Raw genomic sequence first — 15,699 nt, forward strand, 5'->3', positions numbered from 1 at the left:
CCCACAGTTGATCTCCCACATACATTGAACAATGTGCTCGCCTGGCTGACGAGGCTCAGAACGCCGCGTTCCCACAAACAAACCCGATCCAATGTGGGAGCTACTTCAGGGATGGCGCAACCGGCTCCGGGCATACACTGCCACAATCACGAAGCACCCCATGGGCAACAGGTATGCCAGGGCCACCGTGCTGTTATCCGCCACCTTGCCCATCAAGTAAGGCATCAGCGCGCCGCCGACAATCGCCATGATCATGAACGAACTGCCACGCTTGGTATGGGGGCCGAGGTTTTTCACGCCCATGGCGAACAGCGTCGGGAACATGATCGACATGAAGAAGAACACCGCAATCAGTGCGATCACCGAGATGCCTTCAACGCCAATCACTACCAGCGCACATAACGCGATATTGATCAGCGCATACATCAGCAGCAGCTTCTGCGCGCTGACTCGTCCCATCAACCAGGTGCTGAAAAAGCGCCCGAACATGAAGGCCAGCATCGCGATCGACAGCAGATAAGCGGCTTGCTGACTGCCCATCTGCGCCCAATGCTCGGTGACATAGTTGATAAAAAATGCGCCGACGCCGACCTGGGCGGCCACGTAGAAAAACTGCGTGATCACCCCTCCGACGAATTCCGGGTACTGCCACAGCCCTTTGCCGGCCACGGGTTGCAGTGCTTGTTCCTGGGCGCGCAGATCCGGTAACGGCGTGCGGGCGATCAACAGCGCCACCAGCAACACCAGCACGGCGATCACCACGTAGGTGGTTTGCAACGAACTCATGTCCGAAGCCGGTGTGCTGCCGGCGCTGAAGAACATCGCGCCGCCAATTAATGGGCCGAAGAACTGACCCAGGCCGTTGAAGGATTGCGCCAGGTTCAACCGCCGCTCGGCACCCTGGGGTTCACCCAGCACCGTGGCATACGGGTTGGCTGCGGTCTCCAGGCAGCCCAGGCCACAGGCGATGACGAACAGCGCGAACAGGAAAAACGGAAAACTCGCCGCCGCGGCCGCCGGCATGAACAGCAACGCGCCCGCCGCATACAGGCACAAACCCAGCAGGATCCCCGCCTTATAGCCGTGGCGGTCCATCAACAGCCCGGCCGGCAGCGCGATCAGGAAGTACGCGCCGAAATACGCACCTTGCAACAGCCCGGACTGGGCCTTGCTCACGTGCAGGACTTCCTGGAAGTGCTTGTTCAGGACGTCCAGCAAGCCGTAGGACAAGCCCCAGAGGAAGAACAGACTGGTCACCAGCATCAGTGCCCAGCGGTAGGTCGGCACGGCGGGTGTGCCGGCTGCCACAGGTGTGTCTTTGCTTAACATGACGCTTCTCCTGTTGTTTTTATGGGATCAAGGCGTGCGATGCAGCGGTTATCAGGGTTGGTCGGTGAGGCTGAAAATCTGTGTCAGCGGCTGCCATTTGCCGCCGGGGTCGGTCCACGGCGTGGGCGCCTGGAAACGCCACATCAGGGTCTCCCAGGCTTGCACGTCGGGGTTGGCGCGGGCGGCCTGGTCGAGTGCTTCGACGCTGAACCCGGCCGTGGTGTCCATGACCATGAACAGCCGCGTGCCCAGGCGCCAGATCTGCATCTGCAAGATGTGCTGGCCGCGCAGATGCTCGGCCACGGCGGGCCAGATGCGTTGATGCAACTGCTGGTACTCGGCGATCAATGCCTCGTCGTCGATCAGGTCCAGGGCCAGGCAGTAGCGTTGGCCGCTCATGTCAGCGCCCGATCGAGGTGGGTGTAGCCGCCGTCCACCACCAGCCATTGCCCGGTGGTGTGGGAGGCGCGGGGTGACAGCAGGAACAGCACGCTGTCGGCAATTTCCTCGGGGGGTCGTCATCCGTTTGCCCAAGGGGATTTTCTCGACGATGGCGGCGAGCTTGGCCTCGGGGTTGTCGAAGCCATCAATCCAGCGCTGGTACAGCGGCGTCAGCACCTCGGCGGGCACCACCGCATTGACCCGGATGCCGAATTCCAGCAAGGAGGCCGCCCACTCCCGGGTCAGCGACAATTGCGCACCTTTGGCCGCGGTATAACCGCTGGTGCCACCCTGGCCGGTGAGGGCCGTCTTGGAGCTGATATTCACGATCGCCCCGCGACTGGCCTTGAGGGCATCGAGGCACAGGTGGGTCATCAGGTAGTAATGAATCAGGTTTTTTTCCAGGGACTCGACGAAGGCTGCACGGCCCGCTTCCAGGCCCACACCGTCATTGACCCCGGCGTTGTTCACCAGGCCGTCGATGCGCCCGAAGCGTTGCAATACGTCGTTGACGGCGGTGCGGCAGGCGTCTTCATCGCGCAATTCGACGCGGATAAAGTGGCTTTGGCCGTGTTGTTCGAGCTCGGCCGCGAAGGCTGCCGACAAGGGTTGATGACCGACAATCACCGGGATCGCGCCTTCGGCGATCAACCCCAGAGAGATGGCGGCGCCAATCCCCGAGCCGCCGCCGGTGACGATGATCACACGGTCCTGCAAATGCAGATTCATGGGCAGTTTCCTTCAAGGTGATAGACCCGCTGGGCGGTGCCGCCCCAGATGGCCTGCTGTTCATGGGCCGACAGCGGGCCGAGGGTCTGTTGCAGCCATTGGCAGGTGCCCTGGTATTCGTCGGCCAGCAGGCACACCGGCCAGTCCGAGCCGAACATCAGGCGTTCGGCGCCAAACAGTTCCAGTGCCAGCTCGATGTAAGGTCGTAGTGCCTGGGCGTTGCGTTGATCGGGCCCGGCCTCGGTGAGCAGGCCCGACAGCTTGCAACTGACGTGGGGCAGGGCGGCCAGTGGCGCCAGGTGTTCGGCCCATGCGGCCGGGCCGTTGGCGATGTCGGGTTTGCCCAGGTGGTCCAGCACCAGATGATGCCGGTCGTGGCGCTGACACAGGGCGGTAGCGGCGTCGAGGTCGGCGCAGCGGATCAGCACTTCATAGACGTAGCCGTGTTGTTGCAGGTGCTGCAGGCCACGGGAAAATCCAGGGTCTGCCATGAAACTGGCAGGCGTGGGTTCGTCCTGAATCTGATGCCGAAAGCCCTTGAGTCGCGGTGTGTCGCGCCACTGTTCCAGGTGCTGTTCAAGGGTTGGGTCGCACAGGTCCACCCAGCCCACCACGCCAAGTATCCACGGGTGCTGGCGCGCCATTTCCAGCAGCGCATCGGTTTCCTGCTCGCCAGCCCGGGCTTGCACGGCAATGCAGCCATCCAGGCCGGCCGCGTCGAGCAAGGGCCGCAAATCCTGTGGGAGAAAGTCCCGCCGCAGGTCGGCTTCAGCCGTGCCGATCCACGGATAATCAGCGGCCCGGTAGCGCCAGAAATGCTGGTGCGCATCGAGGCTCAGAGGTGATGGGGACGACATTATTATTGTGCTCCGTCCATTCAAAGGGGTGCTTCAGGTCACGGCCGGTGGCGGAACTGCTCCCGGGACGCGGCTTTCATCTGGATCGAAAACCCCGGTGCCTTCGGTGGCAGATAGGCCGCGCCGCGCACCACACAAGGTTCCTCGAAATGCTCGTGCAAGTGGTCGACATACTCGATCACCCGGCCTTCGTGAGTGCCGGCGATGCACAGGTAATCGATCATCGACAGGTGCTGCACATACTCGCAAAGCCCCACGCCGCCAGCATGGGGGCAGACCGGCAGGCCGTATTTGGCCGCCATCAGCATCACCGCCAGCACCTCGTTGACCCCACCCAGGCGGCAGGCGTCAATCTGCACCACGTCGATGGCTTCACGCATGATCAATTGCTTGAAGATGATCCGGTTCTGGCACATCTCGCCGGTAGCGACCTTGACCGGCGCCACTCCCAGTCGAATCGTGCGATGGCCTTCGATGTCGTCGGGGCTGGTGGGTTCTTCGATAAACCAGGGCTTGGCAAACGCCAATTCGCGCACCCAGTCGATGGCGGTGTCGACTTCCCACACCTGATTGGCATCGATCATCAATTGGCGATCCGGCCCCAGCACTTCCCGGGCGATGCGCACGCGGCGCAGGTCGTCCTGCAAGTCGTGGCCGACCTTGAGCTTGACGTGGTTGAACCCGGCATCCACCGCTTCCTGGCACAGCCGGCGCAGCTTTTCGTCGCCGTAACCGAGCCAGCCGGCCGAGGTGGTGTAGCAGGGGTAGCCATTGGCTTGCAGGTTGGCCATGCGTTCGGCCTTGCCTTCGGCCCGTTGGCGCAGCAAGGCCAGGGCTTCGCTGGAGGTGATGCAGTCGGTGATGTAGCGGAAGTCGATGCACCGCACCAATTGTTCCGGGCTCATGTCGGCCACCAGGCGCCACAGGGGTTTGCCTTCGGCCTTGGCCCACAGATCCCACGCGGCGTTGACGATCGCGCCGGTGGCCAGGTGGATGGCGCCCTTGTCCGGGCCGATCCAGCGCAACTGGCTGTCGCTGGTGACATGGCGCCAGAAGCGGCCCATGTCTTCGGCGATCCATTCCAGGGTCAAGCCCACCAGCAGCGGCTGCATGGCCTGGATCGCCGCGCAGCAAATCTCGTTGCCACGGCCGATGGTAAAGGTCAGGCCATGGCCTTCAAGGGCCGGGTTGTCGGTCTGCAAAATCACATAGGCGGCCGAGTAGTCCGGGTCCGGGTTCATGGCGTCGGAACCGTCCAGAGACTGGGACGTAGGAAAGCGGATATCTTCGACGCGAATCGCGGTAATGGTGGTCATGAACGGCTCCTTGGCTCTTGTCAGGCGTCGACCGTGGTCTGGTTCTGTTCACCCAGGCCTTCGATGCCCAGGCGGATCTTCTGCCCCGCCTTGAGGTAGACCGGCACGGGCTTGATCCCCAGGCCGACACCGGGCGGGGTGCCGGTGGAAATCACATCCCCCGGTTGCAGGCTCATGAACTGGCTCAGGTAGCTGATCAATTTGGGAATCTGGAAAATCATCGTGCGGGTGTTGCCGTTCTGGTAGCGGTGGCCGTCAACTTCGAGCCAGATCGACAGTTGATGCGGGTCGGCGATTTCATCCCGGCTGACCAGCCACGGGCCCAGCGGACCAAAGGTGTCGCAGCCTTTGCCCTTGTCCCAGGTGCCGCCACGCTCCAGTTGGAACTCACGCTCGGAGACGTCGTTGATCACGCAGTAGCCGGCCACGTGCTGCATGGCCTCGCTTTCTTCGATGTAACGGCCGCCCTGGCCGATCACCACGCCCAACTCGACTTCCCAGTCGGTCTTGGTGGAGTGGCGGGGGATTTCGATAGTGTCGTTGGGGCCGACGATGGCACTGGTCCATTTGTTGAAGATGATCGGTTCATCGGGTATCGGTGCGCCGGTTTCGGCCGCGTGATCGGCATAGTTCAGGCCGATGCAGATGAATTTTCCTACTTGGCCGACACAGGCGCCCAGGCGCGGATTGCCCGGTACCAGGGGCAGGCTCGCGGGGTCGAGGTCTTGCAGGCGAGCAAGGTTTTGCGGAAGCAGGGCTTCGCCTGCGACATCACTGATGTGAGCGGACAAGTCCCGCAGACGACCGTCCGCGTCCAGCAGGGCCGGGCGTTCCTGACCTTTTTCACCATAGCGCAGCAATTTCATGGGCAATCCTCGTGTTAGGAAGTGGGCGGTCAGTTGCTCCAGCCGCCGTCAATAATCTGGGTGGTGCCGGTGGTAAACGCGCTGGCGTCGGAGCCAAGGTACAACGCCAACTGGGCAATTTCCTGGGGTGTACCCAGGCGGCCCATCGGCTGGCGCGCAGTAAAGGCGGCGTACACCTCATCCTGCTGGCGGCCTTCGCGGCTGGCCTGTTCGATGATGCGTTGTTGCAGCGAAGGGGACTCCACGGTGCCGGGGCAGATGGCGTTGCAGCGAATACGCCGGGTGACAAAATCGGCCGCGACGGATTTGGTCAGGCCGATGACTGCGGCCTTGCTGGCGCAATAGGCAAAGCGATTGGGCACACCCTTGAGGCTGGAGGCCACCGATGACATGTTGATGATCGAGCCGCCGCCCGCCGCCAGCATCCCCGGCAGAAACGCGCGGATCATGCGGTACATGGCGGTGACGTTGAGGTCCAGGGCAAAGGTCCAGTCGCTTTCGGGGCATTCGAGGATGTTGCCGGCGTGCACCACGCCCGCGCAGTTGAACAGCACATCGAGAGGGCCGATCTCGGCGGCAAGGCGCTGGATGGCGCTGGGGTCGGTGACATCCAACACCACCGTTTGCGCACCCGGCAGGCCGGCGAGCGCCTGTTGATTGATGTCGGCTGCAATCACTTCAGCGCCCGCCGCCAGATAGGCGTCGACGCTGGCGCGGCCAATGCCCTGGGCGGCGGCGGTGATCAGCACGCGTTTACCGGTGAGGTCCATGACAGACTCCCTAGATTGTTATTATTGGCTCAATGGTCAGGCCATTAAGGGCGTAAAAACACCTGCGTCTGTGGCATAGCGAACGGTTGAGGGTTTGCTATGATCAGCACACTGGAAACGATCCAATGGTCAGGCCATTGATCCAATTTTTAGCATGGGTCTTCCCGGTCAACAAGCGGCTTTTTCGCGGGTTGATCCTGTTGACCGTGCCATGCATGAATCGAGCTGAGCCTAGATGCCATTTCAAGTGATTGATAACCAACGTCTTTATCGACAAATTGCCGACCAGTTACGGGCGTTGATCGACAGCGGAGAATTTCCGCCGGGCAGCCGCCTGCCGGCCGAACGGGAGCTGGCCAAATTGTTGGGCGTGAGTCGCGCCTCGGTGCGTGAAGCCATGATTGCCCTGGAGGTGATCGGCCTGGTGGACGTGCGCGTGGGCAACGGCGTGCTGGTGTGTGAACCGGTGCAACCAACCGTCAGCCAGGAACCGGTGATGGCTCAGGCCACTCGGGATCAATGGAAAGAGTTCGATCCGGAACTCAACCTGCACGTTGACTTCAACGCCGAGATTCCGCCGTTTTCCTTGCTCCAGGCCCGTCGCCTGATTGAGCCGGAAGCGGCTGCCCTGGCTGCCAAACATGCCACGGATGAAGAACTCGCCGGTATCCGCGAGGCGTTCGAGCGCAATGTGCAGGACAACCGTGAAGGCTCCCATACCCACCCGGGTGATCGTCTGTTTCACATTCGCATCGCCCAGGCATCGGGCAATCCGGCCTATGCGCTGATGATTGCGCACCTGCTGGGGCATCGGTACGGCAGCATGTTCCAGCGGTTGCAGGCGCATTACACCTCGGACGACATGCCCCATCGCTCGGAAGACGAGCACCGCAAGATCCTCGACGCACTGGAACAACGGGACGTGGAAGGTGCACGGCAGGCCATGCGCAAGCATCTGGAAGAGGTGGTACGGATTTTCATGCGGACAGCGCAATGACCGTGTTCTACGACGCACGCGGCAATATCTACGGCGTGGTCAGCCCGGGGTTATTGCGCAGCAAAGGTATCGACGTGCCTGATGGCGCAGCCTTGGCCGCCGGTACCCGGGAGGCCTGGGCGCTGGCGGCCATTGCTGCGGAGTGCGGCTGGGGCGTTTTGCCACGCCCGGCAGAGGCCAAGGAGCATCGCTGTGACGGCCTGTTGGTGGGGCCGTTTCAGGCCGAGCCGCCTTTTGATGTGCTGATTGTGAATACCGATGGCTCTTTGGCTGAACGCAGTGGCAATGGGCTGACGATTTTTGCCCAGTCGCTGACTGACCAGGGATTGATGGCGCAAGGCTGCGACCTGCGGGTACATCACGACAAGACGGATGCCGTGTCTCCAGTGGTCACGCGGGTTGAGCCTGCGCTGTACGAACAGGTCCAGGGCTTTTGGCTGGCGCTGGGGCGCCCTGAACTCGGGCCTCTGGCGGTCGGGGCTACGGGGGTTGGCCTGGTCTCGCTGGAGGGCACCGAGGTGAGCCATGTTTCGCCACTGGCTGCGCTCAACCCTGAATGGAATTACAGCCAGTTTGTGCGCGTGGGCAACCCCCATTGCGTGACGCTGGTGCAGGATGCGTCGGCGTTGCCGGACAACGCGCAGATGCATCGCCCCGCGTTGTTTGAGCCACTGAGGGCGATCGCTTTTGCGCCGCCTGTCGGCGGCGGCCAACCGTGTATTTCCGGGGTGAACCTGCAATGGGTCGCCCGGGATTCAGGCAATCGGGTCATCGCTCGGGTTTTTGAGCGCGGCGAGGGGCCAACGGCGTCCTCCGGGACCAGCGCCAGCGCCGTGGCATGCGCTGCCTGGTCTGTAGGATGGGTGACTGCCGGTGAGGTGGCAGTGGTGATGCCGGGTGGTACGGCACCGGTTCGATTGCACGCAGAAGCCGGTGAGTTGTTGAGCGTCAGTCTGTTCGGGACTGCGCGGCTGCAATAAGGTCGAAAAGGGCAACGGCGGGCTTATTATCGTTGTCAGTCGTTTCCTTATAAGTAAGTAACTTTGATTAATAAGAGCGTAAGAGAATTCTTATTAGTGAGCATAGGCTGTTTAACTGCATTTCCGTAATTCATAAAAGACCCTTCCATTCTCGATGTACGAATCTTCTTTTTTATTTTGAAGCGGCCGAATTTCGCCTGAAATCGCTAGTATTCCTGGGGTTCAGGCACTTTTTATCGGCTTCGGATTGAATGGCTTTATCTTCGTCTTACGGAGGAAGTCATTTCAGCCCGACAATGAATGGCGGGTAACAACGGATGTTCAATACGCTTGTTTCGTCACGCTTCAAACTGATCGTTGCAGGACTAAACCAGGAACTTCAGGTGCTGGCTTTTAAAGGCAGCGAAAGCATTGATCAGCCTTTTTTCATCGAAGTGCAGTGGGTCAGTGAAAACCCCGGGCTTGATCTGGAGACCCTGCTTCATCAGCCGGCCTACCTCGATCTGGGTGAGCCGGGCGAAGGCCTCCACGGGCAAATCTACGCCATTGGCCGGGAAGACCCAGGCCGCCGGCTGACCCGTTACCACCTGACCCTTGCGCCGCGCCTGGCTTACCTGGCCCATCGTTGCGATCAGCGGATTTTCCAGCAGCGCAGCGTGCCGCAAATTATCGCGACGGTGCTTGAGCAGCACGGCATTCTCGCTGATGCCTACGCCTTTGAACTGGGGCCGGTGGTGTACCCGCCGCGCACGTTCTGTGTGCAATACGCGGAAACCGACCTGCATTTTATCCAGCGCCTGTGCGAAGAAGAGGGCATCCACTACCACTTTCGCCACAGTGCGCAGGCGCATGTGCTGGTGTTTGGTGATGACCAGACGGTGTTCCGGCGTTTACCGGCGCAGCGCTATTGTGCGGCGGGTGGCCCGGCAGCCGACGCTCGGGTGGTCCAGCGTTTCGATGTGCGCCTGGCCACACGCAGTGCTCAGGTTGTGCGGCGCGACTATGACTTCGAACACCCGTCGCTGCGCCTGCAGGAGCAGGCGGGATCTTCGCCGGCGCTTGAGGACTATCACTACCCGGCGGGATTCACGGGGCACCTGCGAGGTGGGCAGTTGGCCCGCCGTGGCCTGGAGCGGCATCAGCGGGATCGTCATCGGGCGGTGGGCCGCAGTGATCAACCCGCCTTGCGCAGCGGACATTTCCTGGCGCTGCGAGGCCACCCGGACCGGTCTTGCAATGACTTGTGGTTGATCACCAGCGTGCGCCACGAAGGCTACCAGCCGCAGGTCCTGCAGGAATCTGTGGGGGAGGTCGAGGCGTTCCATGGCTATCGCAATCGATTTACGGCAACGCCCTGGCGCGCCGTTTACCGACCGCCGCTCAAGCATCCCAAGCCACGTATCAGCGGCAGTCAGACCGCGACCGTCACCGGCCCCGCAGGTGAGGACGTGCATTGCGACGCCCACGGGCGAGTGAAAATTCGCTTCCACTGGGACCGGTTGGACAAGCATGACGACAAGAGCAGCTGTTGGGTGCGGGTGGCGTCCGGTTGGGCGGGTGACCGCTTTGGCGCGGTGTTGATCCCGCGTGTGGGCATGGAGGTACTGGTCACGTTCCTGGAAGGCGACCCCGACCGGCCTGTGATCAACGGCTGCCTGCCCAACACCCTTCAACCTGCTGCCTATCCTCTGCCGCAACACAAGACCCGTAGCGTGCTACGCAGCCGCAGTTCGCCGGGCGGCGGGGGTGCTAACGAGCTGCACCTTGAAGACCGCAGCGGTCAGGAACTCATCTACCTGCGCGCTCAACGCGATCTGGAACAACAGGTAGGCCATGACAGCCGCCTGGAGGTCGTGGGTGAACGTCAGGAAACCATCCACGGCTTGAGTGCAACCACCCTGGGGGGTGAAGAGCACCGCAGCATCGCCGGTGACCGCAAGGTCCGGCTTGAGGCGGACGATCACCTGCACGTGCAGGGCAATAGCCAGACCCGTGTCGGTCAGACTCTGGTGATCGAAGCGGGTCAGCAGGTCCATCTCAAGGCGGGTGCCAGCCTGGTGATCGATGCCGGAGCGCAATTGAGCTTCAAGGCCGGTGGTGAGCATTTGCTGATTCAGGCCGGTGGAATTTTCAGCAGTCGCCCGATCACGTTGGGCGGTGTGCCGCCGGGGAGCCGTGCAGCCAATCCCGTCGGGCCGGGTGACGTTGCGGCCTCACCGGTATTCGGCGCCGCTGTGCCGAAGGTTTCCCTTGCCCAAGGCACAATCATGGCGCTTGCCAGGCGACTGGACGCGGACTTCTGTCCGCTGTGTGAGTGCTGCCGCGAAGGCACGTGCGACTCCACGGGGAGGGCGGCTTGATGGAGAAGAGGCCGGAGTGGTGGATGGCTCAACAGCAGCAGGCGGGGCGTCGGCTGTGTCTGGTTCTACAGGGTGAAAGCGAAGCGCGCGGGGCACTGCTGGCGACACGCACGGTGGCGGAATATTGCAGCCTCTACGGTGAGACCGTCGCGGCGGAATTGGCAGCGCACGGCCCGATGATCCTGTTGCTCGACCACGTCAACGAGCCCGGGCTGGTTGGCTTGTTGCAAACCCCCCAGCGCAATTGGGGATGGTTGGGCAGCTTGCCCGGTGAAGACTTGAGGGGGGTTGCCGGGCACTGGCGAGACAGGCTTGTGGCCGGGCCACCGGGGCGGCAGGTGCTTTACCGTTTTCACGATAACCGCACTTTGGCACGGGCGTTGGATCACCTGCCAGCCGAGGGCTGGCCGGCCTTTCTCGGGCCGCTGATCAGCGTGTGTTACTGGCAGGGCGAGCGCTGGTGCTGTGGTGATAACCCGGCACCGGGGGCGTACCCGGTGCCCGATCCTGCGCCATGGCTGCAAGTGCCCAACCCTCAGGCGGGAGTGATTCTGCAGGCCAATATCCTGCGTTATCTGCTGGCCGAGTACAGCGAGGCGCTGAGTTCACTGGCTGAATTTCAAGACCCGAGAATCTGGCTGGAACAGCTTCTGGAGCAAGCCCGGGCCTGGCAGTGGGAGAGGCCGGAACAGCTGGAGTTTTTGGTCGTGCGGCAACTGGTGGAAGCCACTGGGGACGTGCTGATTCGCTGGCAGCCGTTGCGGGGGGAAGGGCCGGAGGACCATTTTCAGCGAGTGGTTGAGGAATGGCGTCGGGTGGAGCGGGAGCAGCAGGATGCGTAGGGGATTTATGTTGAGTGTGTGGCGAGGGTTGTTCGTTTGTGGCGTGGTGGTGGCTTCGGGGTGCGCGGTGAGGCCTGCGGATAGTTTTATGTTGGAGGTGGATCTGCCTGCTAATTTCAGGTTCAAGAGTGATGCAGCTTATCGGCCGGCAACGGGTGAGACCTGCACCTTGCCCAAGCGCCGGGGTAAGTGGCCGGAGGACAAGGTTTTTGACACGGTGGGCAAGCCGGTGGCCAATCGGGTGAGCTTTGAAGTGCCACTGACGGAGAAGGTGGATGGGTGTCCGTTAGTGTTGCGCAGCATTACGTTTGATATGTACGCGAAGTGGGGAGAGCGGTCGACGGATATTGGAGGGGATTTCGCATTCATCAGTGTGCTGGATCGGTTGGAAGAAGGAATGGCCGGGATGCCTGAGTCGGGTGTTCAAAAACTGCCCGGACGATGTCAGTGGTTATTCCGAACAGTCGGCCCCAAACGGGCCATTAGCAAGGTACTCAAGTGTAACTCGCTGGATGCAGCAGGGAATCTGCGAAAAGCAAGAGCAGGTGGAGCGGTGCAACGGGATGAGTTGAAAGATAAGACGTTGAGGATGGCCCTGGAAGTGACGACGGAGGAACGGCCTTACATGGGAGATAACTGGGTTCGATTCCCTCAAGGTTGGAAACGCTGTATGGGCAAGAGCCTGGAGGATCAATACGCGTTCTGTCGCGGGAATACTACCGATTTCAAATCCATCAAGATGCCTGATGGGCGTGAATGCGACATATATCCCACTTGTGCCGAATAAGGATATTCAGACATGCCTCTTGAAGAATGGAAGCAACCTTTTTTTAGCGAAAAAATGCCAGTTTGTGCATTACGCGGATGTTGGTTGAGTTTTTGTCTTGTGGATGAGTCAGGCGATGGTAAAGCTTATGGAGGTCTTGCATATGAGGTTTTTGACAGTGCAGGTCAGCAATACAAGGGGCGTTTGAACGGCGACGGATTTGCAAAGCTGGAGAATCAATATCGCGGTCCTACGGTGCTGATCTTCGAAGCAGCCTATGGAAGGCGCGACGATTATTACTCTACGTTACAGAGACGCAGCCGTTATCCATTACCCATCACCGAACTTCAAGTTCGAGCGGAACAAACGCGCTTTGTCCGGGCTGATGGTGAGCGTACCGAGCGAAACCCCGCTCAGCAAAAGGCCGGCAGGTTTTACCAAGTCGAAGTGCGTGATTTGGTCAGGCATGCAGCCCACTTACCACCCTTGGCGCCCAGGATATTTCGTCCCCAGCGACATGCGCTAAAAATGATGGCTGACCTTGGATTTGGGCCGTCCCAGTCGACCTTGGCAGGCGTTGTGTTGTTTCCCAATCAACATACCGTGCTGGAGATACGGCCGTTGCGAGCGCTGCGACCGGTGTTGTCCATCGACGACCAGTTCTGTGCCTTGAATCTGTATCAGTTGGCCTTGATGGCTACCTTGAGTTACTGCGACTTTGGACAGGAGCCACGCACACAGCCAGTAGATCAGGTCTGCTTTCCCTTGGATCCCAGTGTGGGGCGCTTCTTTTCCGAAGAACTTTCGGGTTACCAAGAGGCTTGGAAAGTTGACGCTGAGCAAGTGCAACGCTTTTATCCACTGTACGAAGACGTGCCCTATTCGAAACGGTTTGAGGTTTTGCCCTTTGATCCGGAGTTGTATGAACAGAATCGCCCAGCACAGGGGGAGGCTCAGGAACACCCGGCGCGTCTGCATTTTTTCGATGATCAGAAGCACGGCACTGATACTCAGGCATTTATCAGCCATCACGATGAGGTGATTCTGATTTCTGTGCGGGGCACGGCTAGTGGCGCGGATGCACTGCGGGATGCCAACGCGCACCAGGTAGCTTTCGGTGATGGTTTTGGCAAGGCTCATGAAGGGTTCTATAAGGCTTATAGAGCTATGCGTGATTTTGTTCTGCTTTACCTCGATCAGTTTTATGTGGGGCAGCGCATCTTAATCTGTGGCCACAGCCTGGGTGGAGCCATAGCACTGTTGTTGGCTGAAGGACTGCGGCGAACTCCCGATCGTGACTACAACATCCTCCTATACACCTTCGGAGCCCCCCGAGCTGCCGACTCCGAATTCACCGACGGAGCTTCCGCCTTGGTGCATCACCGCATAGTCAACCACAACGACCCTGTCCCGAGTGTCCCTGCACCCTGGATGAACACCACCGCCAAAATTTGGATACCTGGCGCCGTGGTGCTGTTCAGTAACCCTGCACCTGGGGGCCTGCTGTTTGCCCTGGGCCTGGTACGCCTGACCGGCAACCCTTACCAGCACCATGGTGCACAGCAGCACTTCATGCCGATCCTGCTACCGGATGGAACACAGTCCTCAGTCCTGTGGACCCCAGGCTGTGAATCCATTGAGGACGCAGCATGCAAACGCGCATTGCAGCTCAACGGCGATATGCCGGATCGCGCCAACCTGATCAAACAACTGGTTCAATCCAGCCAGCACTTCATGGTCGCCAGCTACATTCCTGCCGCTTGGGCCACGTTGCGCCGATGGCAACAAACCCTCGACACTAACGGCACCCTAGTGACCGCTACTGAATTTGAACTGATCGACAAAGCCCTGTTCACCATGCAGCACCAGTTGAGGGAGCAGCGAAAAAAACTGGATCTGCACCTTCCTGCCAACCAGCGTGGCTATGAACACCACGATCCCTTGAGCACGGAAGTAGACCGGCTCAAAGACAGCCGCGACCGCCTGGCAACCCTCCGCTGGCGCCGCCTCCAGCCCCGCGACGTCTACGGCAGCCACGCCTCATCCCCAACCCTGCAATCCAGCCTGAAACGCTGGTTCACCCACCCGCAAAACCGCGAACTCACCCAAGTGGCGAGCATCCCGCCACAACCGGATGGCGGCTGGGGAAAGCCCCAAACCCTCGATATCGACTCAATCACATGAGCCTAAAAAAACTCCACCTGCGCCGGCTGGCGCTTCATCAGCACCTTGCCTCCCCGAATCGAATACAGCGGCAATCCCTGGCTGCGAATCACTTCATAGTCGCTGTCGGCAGACAGGATCAGCAGGTTCGCCGGGCGCCCCGGTTCCAGGCCGTAACGATCTCCCAAGGCCATGGCCTTGGCGCTGTTGTCGGTGACCAGGTCCAGGGCGTTTTGCAGGTTGCGATAGCCAAGCATGTGGCAGATATGCAACCCGGCTTCCAGCACCCGCAGGATGTTGCCGTTACCCAAGGGATACCAAGGGTCCACGATGGAGTCCTGGCCGAAGCAGACGTTCATGCCGGCCTCCAGCAGTTCGTTGACCCGGGTTACACCCCGGCGTTTCGGGAAGCTGTCGAAGCGGCCCTGCAAGTGGATGCTTTCGGTGGGGCAGGAGACAAAGCTGATGCCCGAATGCCCCAGCAGGCGGAAGAGCTTGGCGCAGTAGGCATTGTCGTAGGAGCCCATGGCGGTGGTGTGGCTGGCGGTGACCCGGGCACCCATGTCGCGGCTGCGGGCTTCTTCGGCCAGCACTTCAAGAAAGCGCGAATGCGGGTCGTCGGTTTCGTCGCAGTGCACGTCCACCAGGCAACCGGTGCGCTCGGCCAGGTCCATCAGGAACTTCACCGAACTCACCCCTTGGTCGCGGGTGTATTCAAAGTGCGGGATGCCGCCGATGACGTCGGCGCCGAGGCGGATGGCTTCTTCCATCAGCTCGCGGCCATTGCGGTAGGACTCGATGCCTTCCTGGGGGAACGCGACGATTTGCAGGTCGATCAAGTGGGTGCTTTCCTCGCGCACCTCAAGCATGGCCTTGAGCGCGGTGAGGTCCGGGTCGGTGACATCGACATGGGTGCGCACATGCTGGATGCCATGGGCGGCCAGGGTCTGGATGGTTTTCCCGGCGCGGGTCTTGGTGTCTTCCAGGGTGATGGTGGCCTTGCGTTCGCCCCAGCACTCGATGCCCTCAAACAGTGTGCCGCTCATGTTCCAGCGCGGTTCGCCAGCGGTCAGTGTGGCATCGAGGTGGATGTGCGGTTCGACGAAGGGCGGCACCACCAGGTTGCCGGCGGCGTCCAGGTCGTCGGGGCCTGGCGCAGGGGCGGCGCCTTGGGGGGTGATGCTGGCGATCCGGCCGTGTTCCAGGTGCAGATCATGCAGGCCTTCACGGTTGCGCAGGCGGGCGTTGATGATGTGCATGGGCAAGTTCCTCTTGGCAAAAAA

13 protein-coding genes and 1 pseudogene are annotated in these 15,699 nt (G+C 60.9%); 6 read left to right on the forward strand and 8 right to left on the reverse strand.

The features are described from left to right. Window positions 1-105: 105 nt before the first annotated feature. From HX855_RS08320 to HX855_RS08350, 7 genes and pseudogenes are all read right to left on the reverse strand, one after another. A complete protein-coding gene (locus HX855_RS08320) occupies window positions 106-1,329 on the reverse strand; it encodes a sugar MFS transporter (protein ID WP_177090075.1) in 1,224 nt (407 codons plus the stop codon). A gap of 51 nt (window positions 1,330-1,380) precedes the next feature. Then, window positions 1,381-1,728: an L-rhamnose mutarotase gene (locus tag HX855_RS33655; RefSeq protein WP_177090074.1), complete on the reverse strand. Its 348-nt coding sequence runs from the start codon at window positions 1,726-1,728 to the stop codon at window positions 1,381-1,383. Further along, window positions 1,725-2,499: pseudogene (locus HX855_RS33660) on the reverse strand (SDR family oxidoreductase). The gene HX855_RS33655 and the pseudogene HX855_RS33660 overlap by 4 nt, the downstream one beginning before the upstream one ends. Next, entirely contained in the window at window positions 2,496-3,356 is an 861-nt protein-coding gene (locus HX855_RS08335) for an amidohydrolase (RefSeq protein WP_177090073.1), read from the reverse strand. The pseudogene HX855_RS33660 and the gene HX855_RS08335 overlap by 4 nt, the downstream one beginning before the upstream one ends. A gap of 38 nt (window positions 3,357-3,394) precedes the next feature. Next, complete coding sequence (locus tag HX855_RS08340) at window positions 3,395-4,672, reverse strand: L-fuconate dehydratase (RefSeq protein WP_177090072.1); 1,278 nt, start codon at window positions 4,670-4,672, stop codon at window positions 3,395-3,397. A gap of 20 nt (window positions 4,673-4,692) precedes the next feature. Then, complete coding sequence (locus tag HX855_RS08345; protein ID WP_177090071.1) at window positions 4,693-5,538, reverse strand: ureidoglycolate lyase; 846 nt, start codon at window positions 5,536-5,538, stop codon at window positions 4,693-4,695. 29 nt (window positions 5,539-5,567) lie between these two features. Beyond that, window positions 5,568-6,308 (reverse strand): SDR family oxidoreductase, encoded by a 741-nt coding sequence (locus tag HX855_RS08350; RefSeq protein WP_177090070.1) that lies wholly within the window; start codon window positions 6,306-6,308, stop codon window positions 5,568-5,570. Window positions 6,309-6,543: 235 nt separating this feature from the next. Here HX855_RS08350 and HX855_RS08355 point away from each other — a divergent pair, with 235 nt between their 5' ends. The 6 genes from HX855_RS08355 to HX855_RS08380 all read left to right on the forward strand — a co-directional run bounded on the left by HX855_RS08355 (window position 6,544) and on the right by HX855_RS08380 (window position 14,437). Then, entirely contained in the window at window positions 6,544-7,305 is a 762-nt protein-coding gene (locus HX855_RS08355; protein WP_177090069.1) for a FadR/GntR family transcriptional regulator, read from the forward strand. Then, window positions 7,302-8,285, forward strand: coding sequence for a diaminopimelate epimerase (locus HX855_RS08360; RefSeq protein ID WP_177090068.1), 984 nt, complete (start codon window positions 7,302-7,304; stop codon window positions 8,283-8,285). The genes HX855_RS08355 and HX855_RS08360 overlap by 4 nt, the downstream gene beginning before the upstream one ends. Before the next feature lie 317 nt (window positions 8,286-8,602). Continuing rightward, complete coding sequence (locus HX855_RS08365) at window positions 8,603-10,645, forward strand: type VI secretion system tip protein VgrG (RefSeq protein ID WP_177090067.1); 2,043 nt, start codon at window positions 8,603-8,605, stop codon at window positions 10,643-10,645. Further along, a complete protein-coding gene (locus HX855_RS08370) occupies window positions 10,645-11,487 on the forward strand; it encodes a DUF4123 domain-containing protein (protein WP_177090066.1) in 843 nt (280 codons plus the stop codon). Before HX855_RS08365 ends, HX855_RS08370 begins: the two co-directional genes overlap by 1 nt. Beyond that, a complete protein-coding gene (locus HX855_RS08375) occupies window positions 11,480-12,274 on the forward strand; it encodes a hypothetical protein (protein WP_177090065.1) in 795 nt (264 codons plus the stop codon). The genes HX855_RS08370 and HX855_RS08375 overlap by 8 nt, the downstream gene beginning before the upstream one ends. Window positions 12,275-12,286: 12 nt before the next feature. Beyond that, complete coding sequence (locus HX855_RS08380; RefSeq protein WP_177090064.1) at window positions 12,287-14,437, forward strand: lipase family protein; 2,151 nt, start codon at window positions 12,287-12,289, stop codon at window positions 14,435-14,437. Window positions 14,438-14,439: 2 nt separating this feature from the next. Here the strand turns inward: HX855_RS08380 and codA are convergent, their stop codons facing one another. Continuing rightward, window positions 14,440-15,675 (reverse strand): cytosine deaminase, encoded by a 1,236-nt coding sequence (codA, locus tag HX855_RS08385; RefSeq protein WP_177090063.1) that lies wholly within the window; start codon window positions 15,673-15,675, stop codon window positions 14,440-14,442. Between the last annotated feature and the right edge of the window lie 24 nt (window positions 15,676-15,699).

This window comes from Pseudomonas sp. IPO3778 (assembly GCF_013386825.1).
Taxonomy (GTDB): Bacteria; Pseudomonadota; Gammaproteobacteria; order Pseudomonadales; family Pseudomonadaceae; genus Aquipseudomonas.